At 31.6% G+C, this 24,299-nt stretch carries 23 protein-coding genes, 1 tRNA gene and 1 pseudogene; 10 read left to right on the plus strand and 15 right to left on the minus strand.

What is annotated here, in order from left to right; translation table 11 throughout:
• Positions 1-119: 119 nt before the first annotated feature.
• The 6 genes from CCUN_RS07160 to CCUN_RS07180 all read right to left on the minus strand — a co-directional run bounded on the left by CCUN_RS07160 (position 120) and on the right by CCUN_RS07180 (position 4,686).
• Entirely contained in the window at positions 120-698 is a 579-nt protein-coding gene (locus CCUN_RS07160) for a hypothetical protein (RefSeq protein ID WP_027305191.1), read from the minus strand.
• A 79-nt stretch (positions 699-777) separates the two neighbouring features.
• Positions 778-1,293 (minus strand): MotE family protein, encoded by a 516-nt coding sequence (locus tag CCUN_RS07165; RefSeq protein WP_027305190.1) that lies wholly within the window; start codon positions 1,291-1,293, stop codon positions 778-780.
• Positions 1,286-1,723 (minus strand): flagellar export protein FliJ, encoded by a 438-nt coding sequence (locus CCUN_RS07170; RefSeq protein WP_027305189.1) that lies wholly within the window; start codon positions 1,721-1,723, stop codon positions 1,286-1,288. Before CCUN_RS07170 ends, CCUN_RS07165 begins: the two co-directional genes overlap by 8 nt.
• Positions 1,720-2,970 carry an adenylosuccinate synthase gene (locus CCUN_RS07175; protein WP_027305188.1) on the minus strand — a complete coding sequence of 417 codons (1,251 nt, stop codon included), beginning with the start codon at positions 2,968-2,970 and terminating at the stop codon, positions 1,720-1,722. The genes CCUN_RS07170 and CCUN_RS07175 overlap by 4 nt, the downstream gene beginning before the upstream one ends.
• A gap of 41 nt (positions 2,971-3,011) precedes the next feature.
• A tRNA-Sec gene (locus tag CCUN_RS09820) sits at positions 3,012-3,109 on the minus strand.
• Between the two features lie 395 nt (positions 3,110-3,504).
• Positions 3,505-4,686 carry a replication-associated recombination protein A gene (locus tag CCUN_RS07180; protein ID WP_027305187.1) on the minus strand — a complete coding sequence of 394 codons (1,182 nt, stop codon included), beginning with the start codon at positions 4,684-4,686 and terminating at the stop codon, positions 3,505-3,507.
• A gap of 250 nt (positions 4,687-4,936) precedes the next feature.
• On the opposite strand from CCUN_RS07180, the gene CCUN_RS07185 reads away from it, so the two are divergent.
• On the plus strand, positions 4,937-5,782 hold the full coding sequence (locus CCUN_RS07185) for a YihY/virulence factor BrkB family protein (RefSeq protein WP_035175642.1): 846 nt from the start codon (positions 4,937-4,939) through the stop codon (positions 5,780-5,782).
• Here CCUN_RS07185 and CCUN_RS07190 read toward each other — a convergent pair.
• The 4 genes from CCUN_RS07190 to CCUN_RS07205 are packed head-to-tail and all read right to left on the minus strand — an operon-like array spanning position 5,693 to position 9,608.
• A complete protein-coding gene (locus CCUN_RS07190; protein ID WP_027305185.1) occupies positions 5,693-6,955 on the minus strand; it encodes a ComEC/Rec2 family competence protein in 1,263 nt (420 codons plus the stop codon). The two genes, CCUN_RS07185 and CCUN_RS07190, sit on opposite strands and share 90 nt — an antisense overlap.
• A complete protein-coding gene (locus tag CCUN_RS07195; protein WP_027305184.1) occupies positions 6,952-7,509 on the minus strand; it encodes a DedA family protein in 558 nt (185 codons plus the stop codon). The genes CCUN_RS07190 and CCUN_RS07195 overlap by 4 nt, the downstream gene beginning before the upstream one ends.
• Positions 7,510-7,516: 7 nt before the next feature.
• Complete coding sequence (rny, locus tag CCUN_RS07200; protein ID WP_027305183.1) at positions 7,517-9,061, minus strand: ribonuclease Y; 1,545 nt, start codon at positions 9,059-9,061, stop codon at positions 7,517-7,519.
• Entirely contained in the window at positions 8,994-9,608 is a 615-nt protein-coding gene (locus CCUN_RS07205; RefSeq protein WP_027305182.1) for a 5-formyltetrahydrofolate cyclo-ligase, read from the minus strand. Before CCUN_RS07205 ends, rny begins: the two co-directional genes overlap by 68 nt.
• 78 nt (positions 9,609-9,686) lie before the next feature.
• Between CCUN_RS07205 and CCUN_RS07210 the strand changes: the two genes are divergently transcribed.
• Positions 9,687-10,244 carry a TlpA family protein disulfide reductase gene (locus CCUN_RS07210; RefSeq protein ID WP_027305181.1) on the plus strand — a complete coding sequence of 186 codons (558 nt, stop codon included), beginning with the start codon at positions 9,687-9,689 and terminating at the stop codon, positions 10,242-10,244.
• Positions 10,244-11,107, plus strand: a complete 864-nt coding sequence (gene ftsY, locus CCUN_RS07215) for a signal recognition particle-docking protein FtsY (RefSeq protein ID WP_027305180.1) — start codon at positions 10,244-10,246, stop codon at positions 11,105-11,107. Before CCUN_RS07210 ends, ftsY begins: the two co-directional genes overlap by 1 nt.
• Positions 11,108-11,374: 267 nt before the next feature.
• Here ftsY and CCUN_RS07220 read toward each other — a convergent pair whose 3' ends face one another.
• The 4 genes from CCUN_RS07220 to CCUN_RS07235 are packed head-to-tail and all read right to left on the minus strand — an operon-like array spanning position 11,375 to position 14,463.
• The gene (locus tag CCUN_RS07220) at positions 11,375-12,337 is read right to left on the minus strand and encodes a CobW family GTP-binding protein (protein WP_027305179.1); all 963 of its coding nucleotides are present in this window, start codon (positions 12,335-12,337) and stop codon (positions 11,375-11,377) included.
• Complete coding sequence (locus tag CCUN_RS07225) at positions 12,330-12,668, minus strand: hypothetical protein (RefSeq protein ID WP_027305178.1); 339 nt, start codon at positions 12,666-12,668, stop codon at positions 12,330-12,332. The genes CCUN_RS07220 and CCUN_RS07225 overlap by 8 nt, the downstream gene beginning before the upstream one ends.
• 48 nt (positions 12,669-12,716) lie before the next feature.
• The gene (locus CCUN_RS07230; RefSeq protein ID WP_027305177.1) at positions 12,717-13,598 is read right to left on the minus strand and encodes a polysaccharide deacetylase family protein; all 882 of its coding nucleotides are present in this window, start codon (positions 13,596-13,598) and stop codon (positions 12,717-12,719) included.
• 10 nt (positions 13,599-13,608) lie between these two features.
• Positions 13,609-14,463 (minus strand): carbon-nitrogen hydrolase family protein, encoded by an 855-nt coding sequence (locus tag CCUN_RS07235; protein ID WP_027305176.1) that lies wholly within the window; start codon positions 14,461-14,463, stop codon positions 13,609-13,611.
• Positions 14,464-14,956: 493 nt separating this feature from the next.
• Between CCUN_RS07235 and radA the strand changes: the two genes are divergently transcribed.
• The 7 genes and pseudogenes from radA (at position 14,957) to CCUN_RS07270 (ending at position 22,332) form a co-directional block, all read left to right on the plus strand.
• Positions 14,957-16,297, plus strand: coding sequence for a DNA repair protein RadA (radA, locus tag CCUN_RS07240; protein WP_027305175.1), 1,341 nt, complete (start codon positions 14,957-14,959; stop codon positions 16,295-16,297).
• A 91-nt stretch (positions 16,298-16,388) separates the two neighbouring features.
• A pseudogene (locus CCUN_RS07245) lies at positions 16,389-17,489 on the plus strand (capsular polysaccharide export protein, LipB/KpsS family); the annotation flags it as partial.
• 35 nt (positions 17,490-17,524) lie between these two features.
• Positions 17,525-18,721 carry a capsule polysaccharide modification protein KpsS gene (kpsS, locus tag CCUN_RS07250; protein ID WP_027305174.1) on the plus strand — a complete coding sequence of 399 codons (1,197 nt, stop codon included), beginning with the start codon at positions 17,525-17,527 and terminating at the stop codon, positions 18,719-18,721.
• 65 nt (positions 18,722-18,786) lie between these two features.
• Positions 18,787-19,899: a hypothetical protein gene (locus tag CCUN_RS07255; protein ID WP_027305173.1), complete on the plus strand. Its 1,113-nt coding sequence runs from the start codon at positions 18,787-18,789 to the stop codon at positions 19,897-19,899.
• A gap of 12 nt (positions 19,900-19,911) precedes the next feature.
• Entirely contained in the window at positions 19,912-21,276 is a 1,365-nt protein-coding gene (locus CCUN_RS07260; RefSeq protein ID WP_027305172.1) for a cytochrome P450, read from the plus strand.
• Positions 21,277-21,280: 4 nt separating this feature from the next.
• Complete coding sequence (locus tag CCUN_RS07265) at positions 21,281-21,634, plus strand: hypothetical protein (RefSeq protein WP_027305171.1); 354 nt, start codon at positions 21,281-21,283, stop codon at positions 21,632-21,634.
• 113 nt (positions 21,635-21,747) lie between these two features.
• The gene (locus CCUN_RS07270; protein ID WP_027305170.1) at positions 21,748-22,332 is read left to right on the plus strand and encodes a hypothetical protein; all 585 of its coding nucleotides are present in this window, start codon (positions 21,748-21,750) and stop codon (positions 22,330-22,332) included.
• Positions 22,333-22,823: 491 nt separating this feature from the next.
• Here the strand turns inward: CCUN_RS07270 and putP are convergent, their stop codons facing one another.
• Positions 22,824-24,299: a sodium/proline symporter PutP gene (gene putP, locus CCUN_RS07275; RefSeq protein ID WP_027305169.1), complete on the minus strand. Its 1,476-nt coding sequence runs from the start codon at positions 24,297-24,299 to the stop codon at positions 22,824-22,826.

Here is a 24,299-nt window from a genome sequence, read left to right on the forward strand (position 1 = left end):
ATACTAACAAGATATTTTTTTGTTAAATTTTTACAAAAGCTCAAAAAATTTTCACAGAATAAAATTTTCTTTAAATTCTAGTATCTTTAGAAAGGTTTAAATTAAAAATAAAGCTTTCATCACACGCTAAAATCAAGCCATGATGCACTCATTTTTGCCTTGATATTTACCACGCTTGTGCCCTCTAAGAGAGATTCACGTACCGCGTTGAGTTCCCTTAACTTCTCCATAATCTTTTCCAAAGAATTTTCGTTTTTGTCCGCTTTGTCTTTTTTCTGTTTTTCTTGTTCTTTGAGTTCTTCTAGCAGACGCTCTATAAGGCTTTTATTCTTAGAATCACTGCTAGAAACGCTCACACTCATCGCTGAAATCTCACCCTTTTCATTGATATTCCAAGCTTGAGAGATGAGTTTGCCCTTAACTCCGCTGTAATCCATTTTTGATATCGCCTCTAAATTATCCTCTAAAAACTTTCTTTTATCGGGATTTTCAAAGGCTTCTTTGATAAAAGCACTTGAAACATTAATCGTCGTTGGCACTCCACTAATCATTCTCTGTCCTGCATTGACTCCATATTTATCGCTTAAATACTTTGTGTATTCTTGCAGATTTTCAAAATCTTTTTTGGAATTTTGAGATTCTACCTTTAACTCCACATTGAATTTTGTGCTTAAGTTTTGAGGAAATTCTAAAGCCATTTTAAACTCCTTTTAAATTCAATTTTATAAATAAATCGTCTTTTTTTTTTTTTTTGAAGTGAGGCTTTTGAATTTAAATTTAATTGCTTGTATTATTGTCCATATTTTTAAGCAATAAAGTCAGTTCAGAAGCTTTTTTAGGGTCCATTTTTGAAAGCACACCTGAAATTTTACGCGATTCTAAAGAAAGCATAATTTTACTCGCATCCTCATTGTCCATTTGACTCAAAACTCCTGCAACAGCAGCATCTTTCATTTGTGAATAAATCTCTCTCACTCTGCCTTCGGTTTTTTCATTGATGCTATTTAAAATCTCTTCTTTTTGTTTTAAAAGCCTTTCGTTTTCAGCCTTTAAATTTTCAATTTGAGCTAAGGTTGCATTCACTTCGGCTTCTCTTTTATTTAAGGCTTCAAGTTGCTCTTTTTGCAAGGTTTCAAATGAGGCTTTAAAAGCTTCTAAAGCTTGTCTTGCTTCATCGAATTCTTTTGTTTGAAGTTCAAGTTGAGCTTTTTTTGCTTCAAAATACTGCTGACAATCTTGCTCTGCAGCAAAAGCAAAAATTCCAAATGAAATTAAGATTAAAATTCTAATCATCTTTTTTTTCTCCTTTGTTTCTAAAAAACCGCGTGATTGCAAGTTCATCGATAAATTTTTGTTCAGCTTTTTGAAGTTCTTTTTGTTTTTCTTTGATTTCCTTTGCTTCTAAGGTCTTGATTTTTTCATATTCTAAATTTGCTTTTTGGTATAAAAATTGATAATGCACAATCTCTTTTTCCGAAAGCTCAACCTTTTCTTTGGCTCTTTGCAGGGCTTCTTTGCCTATATTTGCCATTGCGAGATTAGATTTTAACTCATTGCTTAAACCAGAATTTGGCACAAGGCTTAAATTTCTAAGCTGTGCATAAGAAAGTTCATAGAGTTTTTGGTGTTCTCTTTGTCTTTGTTTGGCTTCACTCAAACGCAATTCAGCATTATCAAGCTGCTGTTTTCTCACCTTTGCAATTGCACTGAATTTTGTCTTCATAGTATAATGGTATCATCTCTTTCCGCACTTGTTGAAATAATCTTAATCTTTACTCCCACAAGCTCTTCTAAACGCTTAATATAAAGCTTTGCATTTGAAGGCAATAAATCAAAATCCCTAAGCTCAGAAACCTTGTCCCAACCTTGAAATTCCTCATAAATAGGCTTTACATTCTCCAAATCACTTGGCATATAGTCAATTTCTACTCCGTTATACTCATAGGCTCTGCAAATTTTTATTTTTTCAAAACCATCTAAAACATCGAGTTTGGTCAAGGCTAAAAAATCAAGCCCGTTGAGTCTTGCAGCATAACGCACCGCAACGGCATCAAACCACCCACAACGTCTTTTGCGACCTGTGCTTACGCCGATTTCTTTACCAATTTGTGCGATTCTTTCTCCATCGTCGCCCTTGTCTTCAGTGGGAAAAACTCCATTTCCCACCCTTGTTGTGTAAGCCTTAACTATGCCTATGATAGAACCTATTTCTTTAGGATTGAGTCCTAGTCCTGTTAAGGCTCCTGCTGCAATCGTGTTTGAACTCGTTACATAGGGATAAGTGCCATGGTCTATATCGAGCATTGAACCTTGAGCACCTTCTAAGAGCACTTTTTTATCCTCATCTAAGGCTTTCCAAAGTAAATTTGTCGTGTTTGTGATGAAAGGTGCTAAGATTTTATTGTAACGATTTAAATCATCAAGCAATTCTTCTTTTTTTGGAATTTCTATCTGCAAAATTTCTAAAAAAGTCCGATTGATTTCAAAATCTTTCATTAAAGATTCACAAAGCCTTTGCGGGTCTAAAAGCTCACAGACTCGATGTCCTGTGCGGTTAATTTTATCAGCATAACTTGGTCCTATGCCTTTTCCGGTCGTGCCTATAGCATTTTTGCCCTTGAGTTTTTCTTTGGCTATATCGATTAAAGAATGATGTCTTAAATTAAGATGGGCTCTATCACTGATGTATAATCTTCCTTTTAAATTGTCAAATTGTCCCATTTCAGCGATGAGAATTTCGGGTGATACTACAACGCCATTGCCGATAAGATTAATACAAAGTGGATTTAACACACCCGAAGGGATAAGATGAAGTGCATAACGTGTATGATTGACACAAATTGTATGTCCTGCGTTATGTCCTCCTGCACTTCTACAAACAAAATCATAATTTTCGCATAATTTATCAACAATCTTGCCTTTGCCCTCATCGCCCCATTGAACGCCTACGACAATATCCGCTTTACCCATAAAATTTCCTTTATTTTATAAAATTTTTTAGTGATAATGTTTGGCGAGAAGATGAGAGAATCGAACTCCCCAAAGAATAGCCAGCTATCCTTTCATCTGATTTGAAGTCAGTGGTAATCACCAGATACACTTATCTTCCAAAAGTAATTATAGCGATTTTGAGTAAAAATAAAATAAAAATGTCATTATAGTTTCATTTAACATTGACAAATAAGATTAAAAATGAAATTTAAGTTTGGATAAAATTTAAGGCTTTTTATGAAAAATTTTTCTAAAACCTTGCTTTAAATAGAATTTGCAAAGGGATTAAATTTAAGAATTTTAAACATTTAAATCAATTTAAACAAAAATTGATTTCTTAAATTTTATTTAAAAAAACAAGTTATAAATCAAATAATTTTCTAAAATTATTAAAAATTAAAATATCAAATTTATGCTAAATGAAAAGCATTCAGACCTTTAATAATATATTGTGGTTAAAATGCAAAATTTTATTTGCAAGAATTTCACAATCATTTTTAAAAAATAAAAATCTTAAGATTTGCAAGAATTTTCTTTCATTTTTTTGAGATTTTCTAAAAGTCTTGCTTCATCGCCCTTGCCTTTGCTGTGATAAAAATTTAAAGGGCGGGTGAGATATTTTTGCTCCACCCAGCCACCAAAATCGTGAGGATAAAGATAATTTTGACTCGAGTGATTGTTAAGATAGCTTGGAATTTCTAAAGCTTCATTGTTTTTAACAAAATCCAAAGCCTTTTCAATCGCCTTATAGCTTGAATTAGACTTTATACTGCTTGCAAGATAAACCACACATTGAGCTAAGAGAATTCGTGCTTCGGGATAACCTATATTTTTTACCCCTTGAAGGGTATTGACTGCTAGATTTAAAGCATTTGTATCGGCATTTCCTATATCTTCACTTGCAAAAATCACTAATCTTCTTGCGATAAAATCTGCACTCTCTCCGCCCTCAATCAATCTTGCAAGATAATAAAGTGCCGCATCCACATCACTGCCTCTAAGACTTTTTATTAAAGCACTTGCTAAAAGATAATGCGTATCCTTGCTACTCACACCCTCGCTTTGTATGTTCGGACGCAATTTTCTAAGATTTTCAAGACTGACTTGTTTAGGATTTAAAACCAAAGCAAACTCAAGCACATTAAGCATAGCCCTTGCATCCGCACTTTTTAAAATAAAATCTTTTGCATCTTCATCAATGTCAAATTGCAATTGCTTTTGCACCCTTTGCAGTAAAATTTCAAGCTCTTTTGGTTTTAAAGCCTTAAATTCAAAAAGCATACTGCGACTTCTTATACCAGAACTTAGCACAAAATAAGGATTTTCAGTACTTGCACCGATGATAATGCAACGATAATTCTCCATAGGAACGAGCAACATTTCTTGTTGAGTTTTATTAAGTCTGTGGATTTCATCGATGAAAATCAAAGGTTTATAAAGGCTTTCTTTGTATTTTTCTATGATTTTTCTTAGCTCCTCAAGCTTAAAATTTCCGCCATCAAATTCGTAAAAATCAAGTCCAAAATCATTCGCAACTGCTCTTGCAAAGCTTGTTTTTCCAGAACCTGCAACGCCGAAAAATATGCTATGAGGAAGTTTTTGCATATTTAAGAATTTTTTAAAAACCGCGACAAGCTCTTTTTGTCCTAAAATTGAATCAAGTTTTTTGGGGCGAAATTCTAAAGCCAAATTCATATTTAACCTTGTTTATGAAATGATATATTGTATTTTGATATATTCTTGTTAAAAAAAAGTTGAATTTTCTTTAAAATTAAATAAAAGTTGAAGGTATCATAAAATAGTCTTTTTGCAAGATGAGATGATTTGATTTTTTAATCCAAATGAAATTTTCAGATTTTTAATGTTACAATTTTGCTTCTTTTAAAATTAAATGCTAAAAATAAATCAAGCTTATGATATGATTTTAATCACAAAAGGGCTTAGAATGAATTTAAAAAATATTTTGCGTTTTTTATTGCTTTTTAAAGATAAAGAGATAATGAATTATTCCGCTGCATTGAGTTTTTATACGATTTTATCTTTGATACCGATTTTATTTGTGTGCTTTTCTGTTTTTACGCAAATTTCAAGTTTTGAAAATTATTATGAAAGAGCTAAACAAGTCATTTTTACTTTTTTAATTCCTGCACAGCAAGATATGGTTGCAACTTATATTGATACTTTTTTAAAAAATAGCGTTAATTTAGGCATAGTGGGACTTGTGGCTATGGCTTTTACCTCCCTTGCTTTTTTTTCAAGTTATGATTTTGTCGTGCATAGGATTAGTAAAAGTGAGCCGCGAGGACTTTGGCAAAGCATTAGTTCTTATTGGACCTTGCTAACGCTTGTTCCTTTAGGGCTTGGACTTAGTTTTTATATTTCAGGCTTTATACAAAAAACCTTAGATGATTATCATATAGGATTTAATTTTTTTGAAATTCTGCCTTTTATTATCATTTGGGCTTTATTTTTCATTTCTTATTCAAGTTCTTTGCATAAAGGCAGTGTAAAAACTCTAGCTTTAACCTCGTTTGTAAGCTCTATGGTGTGGTATGTGGGAAAGAATTTATTTGTGTATTATATAGTGTATAATAAAACCTATGCAAGTGTTTATGGTTCTTTTTCTACTATACTTTTCTTTTTTATTTGGATTTATATTTCTTGGGTGATTTATCTTTTTGGACTTAAATTTTATTATGAATTAAATTGCAATCCAAATGAAGGCAATCAAGTTCGAAAATACACAAAAAAGAGCGAGAATAGCAAAACGAATGCTAAGCAAAGCAGATAAAATATAGACTAAAAAAATCCAAAAATTTAAATGAATCTCTGTTGCAGTAAGTTTAAAATTCAAAAAAATCAATAAAATTTCATCTAAAATTCCACCAAAACCAATCAGGTGCAAAAATAAAACGCAAGGATAAAAGAAAACAAAAATCATGCTTAAAAATACACCGAGAATTTGTTGATAAGAAATCAAAGGGAAAAAATAAAGCACGGGCAGAGTCATTGCAAAAAAAGTCCAAAAATTTAAAAGAATGATATTTGTAAAAGTATTAAAATATTTAGAAAAATGATGTATATATAAAAATATATAAAAAACTCCCAGCACAGAAAATAAAAATCCCACACTAAAAAGAAGCTTTGGATACAAAGATATAGCGATACAAACACTTATAAATAGAGTTAAAAAGCTAAAAATTTTGATATTTTTCATCAATAAATAAAATCCAAAAAATGCCATAATCAAAGAGCGGATAAAAGAAGGCACAAAGCCGATAAAATAAGCATAAACAAGGAGTAAAATAAAGATTATAAGACTTAAATCAAATTTTAAATTGCGGTAGGGAAAATATCTTTTTTGAAAAAAACCATATAAGGGAGCGAGGATAAAAAATGTTAGAGTGAAAAGTAAGCCGATATGATAGCCACTGATTGCGATAAGATGGGCAATACCATAATGATTAATATCTCTTCTAAGTTCAGAAGAAATGTCTAATGCAAAAAATAAAGCCCCATAAAATTCTTTGATTTTGGTATTTTTGTGTTGATTGAGAAAATAGCTTATGAAAGCATTTTGTGCTTTGATTTGAAGAGGTTTTAAGTCATAGCTTGGGACATAAAATTTTTTGGATAAATAATCTTTAAAGCTTAAATTTTTTGTGATAATTCTTAGGCTTAAATGTTGATTTTTACTTAAATTTAAATCTTTGTAAGTTGTAGTATAAAAAGAAAATTCTTTATTTTTAATCTTTAAAACAAAATATTGTTTATTTTTTGAATTCATTTTAGTAGAGCTTTGAAGTAAGATTGCATCTTCTATAAAATGGTGTTTGCTTTGTTTAAATTCAAGGAAATTTTTATATTCTAAACTGATATTAAAAATAAAAATACTCAAACATACCGCAAATAAAAAAAGAAATTCTTTATTTTGAGAGAAAAAAGAATTTCTAAAGAGGGTCATTTTTTAGAGAAACGAGAAAGATAAAACCAAAGCACAAGGATTAAAAATACCAAAAATAAAGGTGCTATATAAGGATATTCCCCGAGTTTATTAAAGATTGTTTCAATCAAATATCCAAAAACAAAGCCCAAATATCCAAGCAATACAGCCCAAAGCAAACTTGCTAGAGTATTGACAATAAAAAATTTCATAAAATTATATCTTGCAAGAGCCGCAGCTATAGGAATAAAAGTTTTTAAACCATAAACAAATTTTTGTATAATCAGCAAACTCACTCCATATTTTTTGATTTTTATCGTAGCAAGGGCAAATTTACGGCGATGTTTTTTTAAATAGGGTGCAAGTTCCTTTTTATAGTATTTTCCTACGATAAAAAGCAGGGTTGAGCCTAAGACATTGCCTAAAAAAGCCAAACCGATACACAAATAAAGATCAAGTTTTCCACTACTGCTTAAAACCGCAGCGGCTAAAATTCCAACCATTCCGCCACCAAGTGAATAGAAAAATAAAATAATATAGCCATATTCAAGCAAATTTTCTATCATTTCTTGCATAAAAACCCTATTTTGCGTATTCTACGGCTCTTAATTCTCGTATCACATTGACTTTAATCTCGCCCGGATATTGCATTTTTTCTTGAATTTCAGAAGCAATTTCTTTAGCTAAAAGCACCGATTCATCATCATTGACGAGTTTTGCATTTGCAATGACGCGAATTTCGCGTCCTGCATTGATCGCATAAGCGTTTTTAATGCCTTCTTTACTCTTAGCAATATTCTCAAGCTCCGTTACTCTTTTTAAGAAAGCTTCTAAAACCTCTCTTCTGGCTCCGGGTCTTGCTGCACTTAGGGTGTCTGCGGCACAAACAGCGGCACTTTCTATGCTTATAGGTTCTTCGTGTCCGTGATGGGCGTAAATTGCATTGATAACCACAGGATGTTCTTGGTATCTTTTGCAAAGTTCAGCTCCTAAATCCACATGAGAGCCTTCAAATTCGTGAGTTAAGGCTTTTCCAATATCGTGCAAAATTCCAGCTCTTCTTGCTAAATTCTCATCTCCTCCGCATTCTGCTGCGATGATTCCTGCAAGATGAGCCACTTCTAAAGAATGAGCTAAGGCATTTTGTCCATAACTTGCTCTGTATTTAAGTTTTCCAATGTATTTAGCAATCTCAGGATGTATTTTATTCAGACCTAAATCCATAATGATGGTTTGTCCCTCTTCAAGGACTGCATTATCAAAATCTTTACAGACTTTTTCATAAATTTCTTCTATCCTCGCAGGTTGAATTCTCCCATCTTCAACCAAAAGCTCAATCACCTTTGTAGCAATGGCTCTGCGATAGAGATTAAAACAGCTGATTATAATCGCACCCGGCGTATCATCAATGATAATATCCACGCCCAATACCATTTCAAGAGTCTTGACATTGCGTCCTTCTTTTCCAATAATGCGTCCTTTGAGTTCATCATTTTTGATATTGACAACATTAATAAGCCTTTCAGCGGCAAATTCACCTGCAAATCTTGAAGTCGCTTGAGCAAGGATAAAATTCGCCTTTCTTTGAGCTGTATTTTTAGCTTCTTCTTCATATTTACGCGTCAAATGAGCGATTTCACTGCGAGATTTTTCTTCAATTTTTTGGAGTAAAAGTTCCTTAGCTTCAACTTGAGTCAATCCGGTTAAATTTTCTAAATCACGGATAATTTCATCAAGTTTTCCTTGATAGCTGTTTTTAAGCTTTAAACTATCATCGTGGAGTTCTTGTGTTATTTTTTTATTTTTTAAGAATTCCTCTTCGTTAGTTTTAAGCTGTTGTTCTTGCTTAAGAATTCTCTGCTCTTTTTTGTTGAGTTCATCAAATTTTTGATTGAATTCTTTTTGAATTTTATTTTCATATTTTCTCTTAGCTTCAAATTCAGCGTTTAATATGGAATTTTTGGCATCTTTTAAGATAAGCTCGGCTTCGTATTCTATAGCTTTTGCCTTAGCTTTTGCTTGTGCGACAAAAATTTCATACTTGGCATCGTTGATTTTTTTAGCAACTAAATATCCGACTCCAATGCCTATTATAGCGGCGATAACTGCAACAACGACTGCTATCATTTTTACTTTCTTTCCTAAAATATTTTTTATAAGGATTTATATAAAATTTTCCCGTAATATCGTGTTTTTGTGTTAAAATTTTTTCACTGAAACTATCGATACTTTCGATAAAAATTATTAAAGGTTTATACTTTAAACTTTCAAAAAATCTGTCGTAAAAACCCTGTCCGTGTCCTATTCTTTTAAAAATTCTATCAACTCCAATCACCGGCACTATAGCCATATCGATTTTTGTTTTCAAAAAAGAATTGTTCGGTTCAAAAATCCCAAATTTTTTCCTTGTTAAAGGTAGCCTTAATTTTACAATTTTTAAACTTTTATTTTGCATAAATGGGACAAAAATTTGTTTATTTTTATTTAATTTGTTACGAAAGCGTAATAAATTAGGTTCATAGGGCAGGGGAGTAAAAATCAAAATTTTTTTGGCTTTGAATTTCTTAATTAAAATAAAACATTCTTTAAACACTTGAAAATCTTGTTTGAATTTAAACAAGATATGCTGTTTGAGACGTTTTTTTTGACTTTGTCTAAAAAATTGTTTTTGCATGGTATTCCTTAACAATTATTATCTTATTTTTGTTATAATTTTAATATTTTTATAGTTTTTATATTCTTAAGGAAATTGATGAAGAATTTATTTTTTATTTTGATGATTTTAGCGTTTTTTACTGCTTGTAGTGATGAGCAAGAAAAAAAAGATGAAAGTGCGAATGTGCAAACAGACACTACGGCTAGTTTTTCTCAAGGCGATAAACTTGATTTTGCTTTAGAAATGCTTGATGGGGGGAGTTTGGTCATTAAAGCTGATGATGCAAAAATTCATTTTGATACTCAAAATAAGGCGACTTTATTTGTATTTTTTACCACTTGGTGTGCCCCTTGTATCACAGAAATTCCATACTTAAATAAACTTGAAGAAAAATATAAAGATGAATTTAATATCGTAGGTGTTTTACTCGAAGATAAAAATGCAGAAGAAATTAAAAATTTCGTTGAAAAAAATAAAATTATTTATAAAATTGCAAATGGCGAAAATAATTATCTCCTTGCTAAAGCCTTAGGTGGAATCAATGGAATTCCTACGATGTTTTTATATGCAAAAAATGGCTCTTTTATCAATCAATACTTAGGAGTCATTCCATCTGAAATGTTAGAGCTTGAAATTCAAAAGGCTTTATCTTAATGCTTGATTTTTTAAAAACTTCACTTAAAAAAACCCTTGAAAATATAACAAAGGTAAAAACAAATCAAAAAATCACTAAGGATTTACTAGAAGAAATTTTGCTTGAATCTGATGTGAGTTATGAAATTGTTGAAGAAATTTTATATTATTTACCACCGAGTCAGGAAGTAAAAAAAGAAGATTTAAAACGAGTGATGGGTTCTTATTTTCTTTATGAAAAACCAGAAATTACAGATGCAAAACCTTTTGTAGAATTGATTTTAGGAGTTAATGGTGCCGGTAAAACGACAAGCATAGCTAAACTTGCTTATCTTTATAAAAATCAAGGACAAAAGGTTATTTTGGCAGCTTGCGATACTTTTAGAGCGGGTGCGATTGAACAGCTAAAACTTTGGGCACAAAAAATCGGGGTGGATTTTGTTGCAAGTTCTCAAGGACATGACCCTTCGGCTGTAGCTTTTGATACGATTTCAAAGGCTTGTGCAAAGGATTTTGATAGAGTGATTATCGATACAGCCGGAAGACTGCAAAACCAAAAAAATTTAAGCAATGAACTTGAAAAAATCGTAAGAATTTCAAATAAAGCTATGCAAAATGCTCCTCATCGCAAAATTTTAATCCTCGATGGCACTCAAGGAAATGCTGGAATTTTACAAGCTAAGGCTTTTAATGAGCTTATAAAGCTTGATGGAGTGATTATTACAAAACTTGATGGCACGGCTAAAGGTGGGGCTTTGTTGAGCGTAGCTAGAGAGCTTGAACTTCCTATTTTTTACGTAGGAATGGGTGAAAAAATGCAAGATTTATATGAATTTGATGCACAAGTTTATTTGGATACACTTTTAGAACCTTTATTTCAATGATATAAATTTTATTTGAAAACTCTTAAGCAATATTTGATTGAGCTTTAATGAAAAAATATAATAAAATATTTAAAATTCTATAAAGATTTATAAAAAACTTAAATGATTCAAAAGGCTCAACTGCTTTTTTATCAAAGCAAAAATTGTATTGCTTTGCTTTGTGTTAAGAAATATTTTTCTTATTATTAAGTAAGAACTGAAAAAGCGACAACTCAAAAGCTTTTTATTGACTGATATGAATTGTTTTGGTTAAGAAAATCTTGCTTTTTAAGCTAGGATGACATTTGAATTAGGATTTAAAAAACCTTGCAAGGATGCAAGAACCTTTTGCAAATCCAAATTTTTAGCAATGAAAACAAGATGAGAGCTGTTTTGTTGCTTTGTTTTTTTAATATGGCTTGGAGGATAAATAAGATGCCCTACACCATTGATATTAACAAGAAAATCCTCTCCTATGTCTAACAATCCTTTAACCCTTAAAATTTGCGAGCCATATTGATGTAAAAGCATACTCAACCAAATGCTAAAAACACTCCAATCCAAAGCTTCGTCAAAGCTAAGACTTAGGCTTTGAATGTTTTGATTGTGTAAATTCTGCTCAAGCTTTGAATTTTGGAAATTTTCACTCTGATGTTTTATGCCAGAAAGCATAGAAAAATTAAAATTTTCTTTTTCGAAAATATCAATGCCTTGATGAATGGAGTTGATTTTTTCTTTTAAAGGAGCGATATGAGGATTTAAATCTGTTTTAGTGATGAGAATGCAATCTGAACTTAAGATTTGATTATAAGCCTCTTCATTTTCATCGATATGAGAAATTCCATTGAGTGCATCAATGCAAGTGATGATATTGACAAGATTGAAATGGTTGCATAAAAAAGTATCGCTAAGTAAGGTAAAAACTATGGGTGCTGGATTTGCAAGTCCTGTAGTTTCGATAATGATTCTCTCTAAAATTTCATTCTTTTTTTCATAAACATTAAGAAGTTCCCTAAGTTTATCCACCAAATCACTTCGTTTATTACAACACATACAACCGGCATTAAGGATTAGAGTTTTTTCTTGTATATAAGAGGCATTGATAATAGAATCATCAAGAGAAATTTGTCCGAGCTCATTGACAATAAGAGCGATATTTTTATGATTTTGTTTTTGCAAAAGCTGTGCTAAAAACGTGGTTTTACCGCTACCTAAAAAGCCGGTAATGATATGGATGGGAATTTTAGCCACAGGATTTGGACTTTAAGAAATTGAGTAAATTCTCATCAAGAGCGTCTAAAGGTTTTTTGTGAAGCTCTTCAGCCTTTTGCCATAAATCGCCTAAATCATTGACAATAATCGTGTAACCTTTCGCATTGCTTAATATATACTTACTTCCTTGCCATTCTTTGATTTTAAGTCCGTAAAATTCTAAAATTCGGTTAAGAATTTTTACTCTTTTAAGTCTTGCTTTCATTCTATCTTTTGCCAAAGAACCTACAACGACAAGGGCATTATCTTCTTTAAATTTCACATCACTCCAATGAAAATTACTGACAAGCTCACCACATAAAACACACATATTAAACCTTATATCCCTTTGAAGCAGAAATTCATCTGCTTCAAGATTTCATTTTTTTCTTGGACTTCTTTTTAAGAAATCATCTGCCATATCATTTAAATTAACCCATTTGACTCCGCTGTGCTGATTGATATGTTCAATGATTCTCTCATGCATTAGCAACACCTGCGGACGTGCACTCACATCAGGATGTATAGTCATAGGAAAGATTGCATAATCACACTCCCTATAAACCCAATCAAATTGATCAATCCACATTTGTCCTATATCTCTAGGCGAAACAAAGCCAAAGCTGTTTGGAGATTTTTTGATAAACATCATCGGTGGTAAATCATCTAAATACCAATTTGCAGGAATTTCAACCAAATCCGTTTCTTGTCCTCTAATTAAAGGCTTCATCCAAGTTTTTGCCTCTGCACTATAATCAATCTTTGTCCATTGATCGCCCACACGCACATAATAAGGACTAAAATCATTATGCATTAAAGAATGGTCATATTTAAAGCCATGTTTGAGTAATAATTCATTTGTTACATTAGAAAATTCCCACCAAGGAGCAACATAACCTGTAGGCTTTTTACCGCTAATTTTTTCAATCAATTCTATACTTTTAAGCAAAACATCTTCTTCTTGTTTTTCACTCATTGCAATAGGATTTTCATGAGAATATCCATGTGCTCCTATTTCATGTCCTGCATCGACAATCATTTTCATTTGTTCAGGAAAGGTTTCAATGGAATGTCCGGGTGCAAACCAAGTTGCTGGGATATTATATTTTTTAAAAAGTTTTAAGAGTCTAGGAATTCCAACTTCTCCTGCAAAAAGCCCTCTTGAAATATCATCAGGAGAATCCTCTCCGCCATAACTTCCAAGCCAACCTGCCACAGCATCAATATCCACGCCATAACCCACTAAAATTTCTTTTGCCATTTTTTCTCCTTTAATTTAGTAATGTTAGTTTTTTTAAAATTTTTTGATTTAAATCTAAATTTAAATCTTTAAGATAAGGTAAAGTTTCTCTTTGATTCTTAACTTCATCTAAGTCAATTTCTTCTAAAATGTATCCCTCATCTTCTATGAGTTCTTTAAGAATTTCTCCTTTGGGATTGATGATTCTTGATCTGCCTGCAAAATATAAATTTTGTTTGCTTAGTTGAGAAAATTCTTCTTTAGAGCGATTGATAGCCAAAACAAAAACACCATTTTCTAAAGCCCTTGCCCGACTTGCTAAATCCCAAACATAAGTTCTAGCCTTTCCAAAAGCACTCGGATAAAACAAAAGTTCAGCACCATTTAACGCTAAAAACCTCGCCCCCTCACCAAAACCAATCTCATAACAAATCTGAAGCCCGATTTTAACATACAAATCTTTTTGAATTTCAAGCTCAAAAACAGGATATTTTTCACCAAAATTAAATCTCTTTTTTTCATCGCCCCAAAGATAAATTTTGCTATATTTTCCTGCTAAACCTTGTTTTGAGATTATGTAAGCTGTATCAAAAAGTTTATCATCTTGCTTTTCTATACTGCAAGCTATGAAAATAATATCGTGCTTTTTTGCAAAATCAAACAAGGCTTGGAGTGTAGGGTGGTTGAGATTTGAAAAATCAATGCCAAATTCTTTATCTCTATCCTCAACACAATACCCGCTATCAAAAAGTTCAGGCAAAGCTATGATTTTTGCTCCCTCATCAACAGCCTTAGAAGCCAAATCCAAAGCCTTAGCTAAATTTTTTTCTCTTTCATAAGAAAGGGGTGCAAACTGCACAAGACAAAGTTTAACCTTCCTTGACATATTCGTCCTTATTTGGCGTATCGATATTATTGTATTTTATGATTTGATTATATCAAGTCAGCTTAAAAATTTAACTGAACTTTGTGAAATTTCATTAAAATCTATTCTAAAAAGTGATTTAAGTTACAATTTTACCCAAATTTTATAAAATATTTTTAAGTAATTTTTGTCCTTTTATCACTATATCAAAATTTTTTACCTTTTAAATCTTTCTTGCAAGGTCTTTATCCTGCTATTTTTGACTATAAAGGTTTAAATTGATTTGGAGATTTTTTAATTTAAGATATAAGTGAAGTAATTTTTAAAGCTTTCTTTTTCTAAAAATTCCTCTTCTTTGAAACACATCAAGCTCTTAAATCTTTTTCATAAAACTATCAAAATCGCACGAGAAGCTAAAAAATCACTCTAAAATTCATAGCATAAAATAACTTTTATGAATATAAAATTTTTTAAAAAGCAAAGTTAAGTTATAATTTCAAAAAAAAGGTAAAATATGGCAAAAAATAAGACTTTATTTGAATGTGAAGCTTGTGGCAATCAGCAAAGCAAATGGTTAGGAAAATGTCCTGAATGCGGTGCTTGGGATAGTTTTATAGAGCTTAAAAGTCAGCAGGTTAAAGTTTTAAAAGAGATTGCAAATTTAAGCTTAAAAGCAAGTGAAGCTGTGTGCATTGAAGATGTAAAATTAGAGAATTTTTCACGATTAGATACCGGTGATGAGGAGCTTAATCTCGTTTTAGGAGGAGGTTTGGTTGAAGGTTCTTTGGTTTTAATAGGAGGAAGTCCGGGTGTTGGAAAATCAACTCTTTTATTAAAAATTGCTTCTAATTTGGCTAAAAAAGCTAAAAAAGTGCTTTATGTAAGCGGAGAAGAGAGCAAAACTCAAATCAAATTAAGAGCAGATAGACTTGAAGCTAATACCCCTGATTTATTTTTACTCACAGAGCTTTGCTTAGAAAATATACTTGAAGAACTTTACAAAAAAGATTATGCAGTTTTGATTATAGATTCCATTCAAACTCTTTATTCAAATAAACTCACTTCAGCAGCGGGAAGCATTTCTCAAGTCAGAGAATTAACCTTTGAATTGATGAAAGTGAGCAAAACTCAAAATATCAGCACTTTTATCATAGGGCATATCACAAAAGAAGGTTCAATCGCAGGTCCTAGAGTGCTTGAACATATGGTTGATGTGGTGCTTTATTTTGAAGGGGATGCGACAAAAGAAATTCGACTTTTAAGAGGATTTAAAAATCGTTTTGGAGGGGTGAGTGAGGTTGGAATTTTTGAAATGACTCCAAAGGGTTTAATCAGTGCAAAGAATTTAGCAAATCGTTTTTTTACAAGGGGCAAAGCAAGTGCTGGAAGTGCTTTGGGGGTTGTGATGGAGGGCTCTCGTGCTTTGGTTTTAGAAATTCAAGCCTTAGTTTGTGAAAGCTCTTATCCTAAACGTAGTGCCACAGGTTACGAAAAAAACCGACTCGATATGCTTTTAGCCTTACTTGAACGCAAACTTGAAATTTCGCTTGGGCATTATGATGTATTTATCAATGTCAGTGGTGGAGTTAAGATTAATGAAACTGCGGCGGATTTGGCTGTGGTGGCTGCTATCATTTCAAGCTTTAAAAATCGCCCCTTAAGTAAGGATAGTGTTTTTATAGGGGAATTAAGTTTAAATGGGGAAATTCGCGATGTTTTTAATTTAGATACACGTTTAAAAGAAGCTAAGATGCAAAAATTTAAAAATGCTATCGTCCCTTCAAAACCTCTAGAGGATTTACAAATGAGATGTTTTGTAGCTAAAGAATTGAGTCAGGTTTTAGAATGGATGTAGGTATTGATTAGAATTTTTATGCTATATTTTTTAAGGATTACAATGAGCAAAATAAATTCTTATCAAAACAAGGAAAAATAAAATGCAAAAACGTCTATTTTTTCTAGGTTTTACTTTATGGAAACGCGGATTTATTAAGCCTTTTTTTAAAACTCAAGACAATGAACTCATTTTTTTAAATTCTCTCCAAAATCTTAAAAATTTTCATTTAAAAAAAGAGGATGAATTTTTTATCTGGGGGAAAAGAATCTCTAAAAATCAGCTTGAAGATACCATCAAAAAGCAAATTCAAAATTCTTTCGATTTTACTCCGCAAATTTCTTTTGTTGAAGATGGTTTTATACGCTCCGTTTCTTTGGGTTCTGATTTAACGCGTCCTTATTCGATTATTATTGACAATAAAGGTTTATATATTAATCCAAATACAGAAAGTGAGCTGGAAAATATTTTACAAAATTATGATTTTGATGAAAATTTGTTAAAAAGAGCTCAAAAACTTATAGAATTTTTAAGAATCAATAAATTTTCTAAATACAATGGCTTAAAACATGAAAATATCAAGTTTAAAGCAAAAGAAAAACAAAAAATCATACTCATTCCTGCTCAAGTTGAAGATGATGCTTCGATGATACTTGGAGGTTGTGGATTGAGCACTGAAGAATTTATCAAAGAGGTGCGTCAAAACAATCCCAAAGCTTATATTGTTTTCAAACCCCATCCGGATGTGCTTAGTGGCAATCGCTTAGGTTTAAAAGATGAGAAAATCATTTTAAAATTTTGCGATGAAATGATACAAGATTTAAGCATTGATAGTGCCATAAATGCAAGTGATGAAATCCATACAATCACTTCGACTGCAGGTTTTGATGCACTCTTAAGACATAAAGAAGTTTTCACTTATGGAAAGCCGTTTTATGCAGGTTGGGGGCTGACAAAGGATAAACATAAAATAGAAAGAAGAAAGAAAAAACTTAGCTTAGAAGAGCTTGTAGCTGGGACTTTGATACTTTATCCAAAATATATTCATCCAAAAACTAAAGATTTATGTGAAATTGAGCTTACTTTAGATATAATGCTTCAAATGCAACAAGAATATTTTTCAAAAACTTGGTTAAAAATGAGGATTGATTTAAGAAATTTTTTTCTTAGAAAAATTCGCAGAATTTTTGAGAATATTATGAAAAAAACTTAAATGGGGGGGGCTTTGCTCTCTTAAGATAAATTTTTATGAATTTAAATCAAAAAATCAAAGAGGAATTTAGCGGTAAAAATGTTGTGCTTTTGCAAGGTCCTGTTGGAAATTTCTTCGCTTGTTTGGCAAAAATTTTTAAAAAAAATCATACAAAAGTGAGTAAAATTAATTTCAATGGCGGGGATTTTTTTTTCTATCCCTTGGGACATCGTTGTAGGGTTTCAAGACAAAATTTAGACAATTTTTACGAGGATTTTTTCCAAAAAAAAAGTATTGAAGCGATAATTATGTATAATGATTGTCGTTTTATCCATAAAAGTGCGATTAAAATCGCTACAAAACTCGGTATAGAAATTTGGATTTTTGAGGAGGGGTATTTAAGACCTTATTGCATTACTTTTGAAAAAAATGGAGTGAATGCAAACTCGAAAATTCCACGCGATAAATCCTTTTTTTTATCTTTAAATTTTTGCAAAAATTCCACGAACATTAAAGTCATACCCGGAGGCTTTAAATTTATGGCTTTTAATGCCTTTTTGTATTGGTTTTTTGCTTTCATTTTTGCCCCTTTTTTCAATAACAAACTCCATCATCGCTCTTTAAATCCTTTAGAAATGTTTTTTTGGTTTAGGGCGTTATTTAGAAAATATTTATATAAAATAAGCGAAAAAAAACTGAATGAAAAAATTTATAGCCTTAAGAAAAAATATTTTTTAGCCATCTTGCAAGTGCATAACGATACACAGCTTTCAAATCATTATAAAAAAAGCATAGAAGATTTTATCGAAGAAACCATACTTTCTTTTGCTAATCACGCAAGAGCAAAGTCTTATCTTGTTTTTAAACATCATCCTATGGATAGAGGGTATAGAAATTATAGTGCTTTGATTGAAAAATTAAGTCAGAAGTATTATGTTGAGGGACGCATTTTATATGTGCATGATACATATTTGCCGACTTTGCTTAGAAATGCTTTAGGTTGCATTACTATAAATTCCACCGTTGGACTTAGTGCTGTGCTTGAGGGCTGTGCGACTAAGGTTTGTGGCGAGGCTTTTTATGATTTTGAGGGCTTAACTTACCAAAGAAAGCTTAGATTTTTTTGGACTGAAGCTCACTCTTATAAACCGAATTTAACTTTGATTAAAAATTATAAAGAATACCTTTTGCAAAACAATCAAATCAATGGTAATTTTTATAAAAATTCGTTTTTAAATGAAAATAAAGACTGAAATACTCTTTTGACAAAATAACCAAAAGTTAATAGAATGTTTAAAATGAGACTTAGAAGAGTAAAATGTTAGAAAGAGATGTGTTTTACATAGCTGGATATGACCCTAGAAGTTATAGGCATTATTATGCTTTATTTAAAAAAGAATTAAATTTATATGATGATTCTTTAAAAATAAATATTTCTAAAAATAATGAAAAATTTCCTTTTTGGGAAATTCTTACACCGCGTGTGAAAACTTGTTACACCTTTTTAGCGTGGAACGACCTTGTGAGAAAAAATTGGACTCAAAACATTCAAAATTCCTTTAAAGATGCCTTCAATCTTTTTAGAATTTATATCATTACAGGCTTGTTTATTAAATTTGGAAAAGAGTCTATTTATCAGTTGATTACAGGGTTTTATCCTTTTTTTTATGTGCTTTTTTCTTTACTTTTTTCTTTTGTTTTAGGTTTTTTTGTATTTATTGTTGTAAAAATTTATGCGTTTTGGTTTTTTGCTCTTATTTTGGGAATTTTAGCTTTGGTTTTAATCAATCAAATTTTGTTTAAATTCGGTAAAAAGCTTGCTGTATTTTGGATTACTAGAATCTGTGTTTTTTGTGCTAAATGGCATAGAATCAAACAGGGTGCGTTTGATAAGAGATTAGAAGAATTTGCTCAAAGCATTTTTAATGCTTTAAAGGCTCATCAAAACGTTAAAAATTATGAACTCATCTTGCTTTCTCATAGTGTAGGAACTATACTTTGTATCGAGGTTTTGGCTAGGGTTTTATTTTTGTGTAAGGAAAATAATTTGGATTTTTCTCAATTTAAAATCTTAACTTTAGGTGAGTGCATTCCTTTGGTGAGCTATCAAAAAAAATCTTTAGAATTTAGAAAAAAACTTGAATTTATTTCGAAATTTGATTTAAAATGGTATGATTATACTTCGATTATTGATGGAGCGTGTTTTCCGCAGGTGGATTTTTTTACAACAAGCGGGATTAAAGAGGGATTTAGACCTAAGTTTTATTCGCCTAAATTCCATACTCTTTATGAAAAAGAGCATTATAAAAAGATTAAAAAAGATAAATACAAGGCTCATTTTTTATATTTAATGAGTAGCGAAATTAAGGGACAATACGATTTCTTTGATTTTGTTGTTGGTGAAAAAATTTTAGAAGAAAAGATTAATTAAGGAGAAAATATTATGAGTCAATGCCCTTTTCACCCTAAACCCTATAAAAACAAAGCTTCAACTTTACTGACTTTTCTACTCAAACGTCGTTCTTGGCTCGATGGCTTATATGAAAGAAGTTATGAGATGCAAACAGGTTATGTTAAGATGCCAAATTTTGACCTTTATGTGATAAATGACCCCAAAGAAGTTAAAAGAATTATGGTTGATGAGGTAAGAGAATTCCCTAAAAGTGCGTTTTTACACGAACTTTTAAAACCCTTGCTGGGAGAAAGCATTTTTACAACAAATGGAGAAATTTGGAGCAAACAAAGGGAGCTTTTAAGACCTTCTTTTGAAATGACGCGTATTTCTAAGGTTTTTAATCTTATGAGCGAAGCGGTTAAAGATATGATGAAACGTTTTGAAAAATATCCAAATGATTCTATTATAGAAGTTGATGAAATGATGACTTTTGTTACTGCTGATGTGATTTTTAGGACGATTATGTCTTCAAAACTCGATGAACAAAAAGGCAAAAAAATTCTTCACGCCTTTGTGAATTTTCAAGAACAAAGTGTGCATACCGCAATGCGAAAAATGTTTCGCTTTCCAAAATGGTTTTCTTATATCTTAGGAGATAGAAAAAGGCTTAAATCAGGCGAGATAATTAGAGAAATTTTAAGTGATATTATCAAACCCCGCTACAATGCAGTCAGTGAAGGTAAAAATTTAGGCAATGAAGACATTTTAGAATCTTTACTCCTCGTCGTTGATGCAAAGACAAATCAAAGATTTAGTTTTGAAGAAATTTTAGATCAAGTGGCTATGCTTTTTTTAGCAGGACACGAAACCACAGCAAGTTCTTTGACTTGGACTCTTTATCTTTTAAGTTTGTATCCGCAAGAGCAAGAAAAAGCTTATGAGGAAGTGAGACAAATTTTAAATGGAGAAGAAATTCAAATTTCACATTTAAGGCAGTTTAAATTTCTGACTAATGTTTTTAAAGAATCTCTAAGACTTTATCCACCGGTGGGATTTTTTGCAAGAGAAGCAAAAAAAGATACAAAAATTCGCGATAAAAACATAAAAAAGGGTTCGGGAGTCGTTGTTGCACCTTGGCTCATTCATCGTCATAAGCATTTTTGGGACAATCCAAATGACTTTAATCCTTCTCGTTTTGATAAAGAATACAGAAAAGATGCTTATTTGCCTTTTGGAATGGGAGAAAGAATCTGCATAGGACAAGGCTTTGCAATGCAAGAGGCGATTTTAATCCTTGCAAGCATTTTAAAAATTTACAAACTTGAGCTTGAAAGCGGTTTTGTCCCTGATGTTGTAGGGAGATTGACCATACGTTCGGCAAATGGTATGAACATTAAATTCAGTAAAAGATAAAAAAATGAAAGAAAAACTCGCAGGGACCTTTTTACTTTGTGCTATCGTGCCTTTGGCTGTTTTAGGATATATTTTTATCGTTTTAGTGGGAATTTTCATCAGCACTAAAAGGGCAAGACAAGGCGTTAGAGCAATGGATCATTTTGTCAATGCGAGTTTGTTTGATGGTTATGCTTGGGAGAGCGTTTCTTCACATGCTTGGCGGGAAAGAAAACGCAAAAGATGGGCTAGGGTAGTGATTAAAATCACAGATTTATTTCAAAAAGATCATTGCAAAAGGGCTAATAAAAGAGAACAAGCTGTGGTGGATTTCATTTTAAAAAGAGGCTTAGACGAGCAAACCATAGGAAAAAAATGACAAACATAAAATATAAATTTTTACTCCATAGAAATTTATATTTTTCCTCTTGACTTTTTCGTTTTTTTTTTTTTTATAATTACGCATTTTATTTTTATTATAAAGGAAAACTAATGAATTGTGTCACTCATAATGAGGTTGCTGCTGTAGCAACTTGTCAAAATTGTAGCGTCGGACTCTGCAAAGAATGTATTGATAAAGGCTTAAAGAACGATAATAAGCCACTTTGCAAAAATTGCTCTTTAACACAGCTTGAACAAATTCTTAAAGAACTTGAAGTAGCGAGTAGAAATATTGATATAAGAAAAATTGTTTGGACAATTATTTTCATTGTAGGAGGTATATCTATACTTTATGGTCTATATATAACAGAAAGAGACAACGTTTTTTATGTTATAATAGGTCTTTTAATCTGGGCTTTAGCAGGAATTACAGATTTATTTAAAATGCTTGGAGGGGCTCAATCAAGTCAAGACACAGAAACAGCAGTGAGAAATGCCATTCGTAAAGAAAAAGGGCAAGATGATATTATCGGTCATTCCATCGGTTATTTCATCGGTTATTTCATTATAGCTTTAGGAAGGGGTTTGTTTTTTCCGATTTTTTACTTTAAATTGATGTTTTTTTCTGGTAAAAAAGAAATACAAAATCAAATTTTAGAAACGCAAAAACTTAAGGAAGAATTAGAATCATATTAAACTCTAAAGAGAGTTTAATATGAAATGCTTTTAATTTGCATTCAAATATTAAAATAAATCTAATTTTTATTTGTTGATTATTTTAAGCAAACATTTTCATAAATTTTTTGTTTTTGGCTGTATCGAGTTTTATTTTTTAATTTTATGGATAAATCTATATTTGAGGATTACTAAAATTATATATAATTTTAGTAATTTAATCAATAAAACTATCTTATTATGATTAAAAATTAGGTGATATATTATCATCGAATATATCTTATTTTAAAATCATTTCGCTTTTTGTATCGCTTGTTTGAATCTTTTTGTATTGTTTAGATTTGTAAAGGAATATTTTATTTTTTAAATTTATGATTTGAGGTCAAAAACTAAAATCAAATCACTTAAGAATGGGCACAATAAAAGGGTGAATTTTGCTTTTAAGCGTAAAATATAAGAGCCATTCAAAAAATGAAATATACTTATCTTAAAAGCAAATTTTAAAGCTTAGATTAAAGATTCTTAAGCATTTTTTCATAAGCAGCTTTTGTCCCCGGACGCACCTTAGTGAGCAAACTTACGATGATTATAACCAAAGAGGCAGCTAAAAAGCCCGGAATGATTTCATAAATGTCTAAAAATTGCTTAAAAAATTTATCCCATAAGACCACCACGACAGCTCCTGTAATCATTCCTAAAATCGCAGCCATTCTTGTCATTTGACTCCAAAAAAGAGAAAAAATCATAACCGAACCAAAACTTGCTCCAAAACCCGCCCAAGCATAAGCAACGATTTTCAAAACACTTGATTCTTTGTCTGTAGAAATTAAAAAAGCAATCACTGCAACGATTAAAACGCCCATTCTTCCAAGTTTCATAACAAGCTCACTCGAGGCTTCTTTATTGAAAATTCTTTTATAAAAATCTTCAGCTAAAGCCGAGCTTGAAACAAGGAGTTGAGAACTTGCTGTACTCATAATCGCCGCTAAAACCGCACTGAGCAAAATTCCTGCTATCCAAGGATTAAAAAGCAATTGAGACATAACGATAAAGATTTTTTCAGGATCTTGTAAGCTTAAATTGAATTGATTGACATAAGCAATGCCTAAAACTCCTATAAAACAAGCACAAATCAAGCATATACTCATCCAAGCAATGCCTATAAAAGTCGCTTGCGGAATATGTTTTATCGAACGAATGGACATAAAACGGACTAAAATATGAGGCTGTCCAAAATATCCGAGCCCCCAAGCCAAAGCTGATACTATGCTTAAAAACCCTATCCCTTCACCCATTGATAAAACATTAGGCTTGACTTGCTTTGCAATTTCCATAGCTTCTTCAAAACCACCCAAATGATAAAGCATCACCAAAGGAACAACAACTAAAGCTCCTAGCATCAAAAGCCCCTGAATCATATCCGTCCAACAAACTGCTTTATATCCTCCAAAAAAAGTATAAATCACAATGATTAAGGTCCCCGTTGTCAAGGCATAAGAATAATCAATCCCAAAAGCACTCTCAAAGAGTTTTGCTCCTCCAACAAGCCCCGATGAAACATAAAAAGTGAAGAAAACTAAGACCACAATCGCACATACAATTCTTAAAATATGCTTATCATCATCAAATCTTGTTTCAAAATAATCCGGTATTGTAATCGAATTAGCAATCACACTTGTATAAACCCTAAGTCTTTTAGCCACAAAAACCCAATTTAAAGTCGCTCCTACGGTTAAACCTATAGCGATATAACTATCTATGAAACCATTGACATAAAGGGCTCCGGGCAAACCCATTAAAAGCCAACTGCTCATATCCGAAGCTCCTGCACTCAAGGCTGAAACCACAGGACCTAAAGAGCGTCCGCCTAAAAAATAATCTTCTGAACTTTTATTTTTCTTATAAAAATAAAAACCTATAAAAAGCATCAAAGCTGAATAAGCAATAAACATAATTGCTATTTCTTTACTGATAGTAATGGTTTGCAT

Origin of the sequence: Campylobacter cuniculorum DSM 23162 = LMG 24588 (assembly GCF_002104335.1) — a bacterium.
Classification (GTDB): Bacteria; Campylobacterota; Campylobacteria; order Campylobacterales; family Campylobacteraceae; genus Campylobacter_D; species Campylobacter_D cuniculorum.

Excerpts from the sequence above, each read along its gene's own strand:
- ftsY (WP_027305180.1), top strand. The coding sequence starts at position 10,244 with ATGCTTGATTTTTTAAAAACTTCACTTAAAAAAACCCTTGAAAATATA.
- CCUN_RS07205 (WP_027305182.1), bottom strand. The coding sequence starts at position 9,608 with ATGCAAAAACAATTTTTTAGACAAAGTCAAAAAAAACGTCTCAAACAG.
- rny (WP_027305183.1), bottom strand. The coding sequence starts at position 9,061 with ATGATAGCAGTCGTTGTTGCAGTTATCGCCGCTATAATAGGCATTGGA.
- CCUN_RS07270 (WP_027305170.1), top strand. The coding sequence starts at position 21,748 with ATGAATTGTGTCACTCATAATGAGGTTGCTGCTGTAGCAACTTGTCAA.
- CCUN_RS07180 (WP_027305187.1), bottom strand. The coding sequence starts at position 4,686 with ATGAATTTGGCTTTAGAATTTCGCCCCAAAAAACTTGATTCAATTTTA.
- CCUN_RS07255 (WP_027305173.1), top strand. The coding sequence starts at position 18,787 with ATGTTAGAAAGAGATGTGTTTTACATAGCTGGATATGACCCTAGAAGT.
- kpsS (WP_027305174.1), top strand. The coding sequence starts at position 17,525 with ATGAATTTAAATCAAAAAATCAAAGAGGAATTTAGCGGTAAAAATGTT.
- CCUN_RS07225 (WP_027305178.1), bottom strand. The coding sequence starts at position 12,668 with ATGTGTGTTTTATGTGGTGAGCTTGTCAGTAATTTTCATTGGAGTGAT.
- CCUN_RS07260 (WP_027305172.1), top strand. The coding sequence starts at position 19,912 with ATGAGTCAATGCCCTTTTCACCCTAAACCCTATAAAAACAAAGCTTCA.
- CCUN_RS07185 (WP_035175642.1), top strand. The coding sequence starts at position 4,937 with ATGAATTTAAAAAATATTTTGCGTTTTTTATTGCTTTTTAAAGATAAA.
- radA (WP_027305175.1), top strand. The coding sequence starts at position 14,957 with ATGGCAAAAAATAAGACTTTATTTGAATGTGAAGCTTGTGGCAATCAG.
- CCUN_RS07190 (WP_027305185.1), bottom strand. The coding sequence starts at position 6,955 with ATGACCCTCTTTAGAAATTCTTTTTTCTCTCAAAATAAAGAATTTCTT.
- CCUN_RS07165 (WP_027305190.1), bottom strand. The coding sequence starts at position 1,293 with ATGATTAGAATTTTAATCTTAATTTCATTTGGAATTTTTGCTTTTGCT.
- CCUN_RS07235 (WP_027305176.1), bottom strand. The coding sequence starts at position 14,463 with ATGTCAAGGAAGGTTAAACTTTGTCTTGTGCAGTTTGCACCCCTTTCT.
- CCUN_RS07170 (WP_027305189.1), bottom strand. The coding sequence starts at position 1,723 with ATGAAGACAAAATTCAGTGCAATTGCAAAGGTGAGAAAACAGCAGCTT.
- CCUN_RS07160 (WP_027305191.1), bottom strand. The coding sequence starts at position 698 with ATGGCTTTAGAATTTCCTCAAAACTTAAGCACAAAATTCAATGTGGAG.
- CCUN_RS07230 (WP_027305177.1), bottom strand. The coding sequence starts at position 13,598 with ATGGCAAAAGAAATTTTAGTGGGTTATGGCGTGGATATTGATGCTGTG.
- CCUN_RS07175 (WP_027305188.1), bottom strand. The coding sequence starts at position 2,970 with ATGGGTAAAGCGGATATTGTCGTAGGCGTTCAATGGGGCGATGAGGGC.
- putP (WP_027305169.1), bottom strand. The coding sequence starts at position 24,299 with ATGCAAACCATTACTATCAGTAAAGAAATAGCAATTATGTTTATTGCT.
- CCUN_RS07195 (WP_027305184.1), bottom strand. The coding sequence starts at position 7,509 with ATGCAAGAAATGATAGAAAATTTGCTTGAATATGGCTATATTATTTTA.
- CCUN_RS07265 (WP_027305171.1), top strand. The coding sequence starts at position 21,281 with ATGAAAGAAAAACTCGCAGGGACCTTTTTACTTTGTGCTATCGTGCCT.
- CCUN_RS07210 (WP_027305181.1), top strand. The coding sequence starts at position 9,687 with ATGAAGAATTTATTTTTTATTTTGATGATTTTAGCGTTTTTTACTGCT.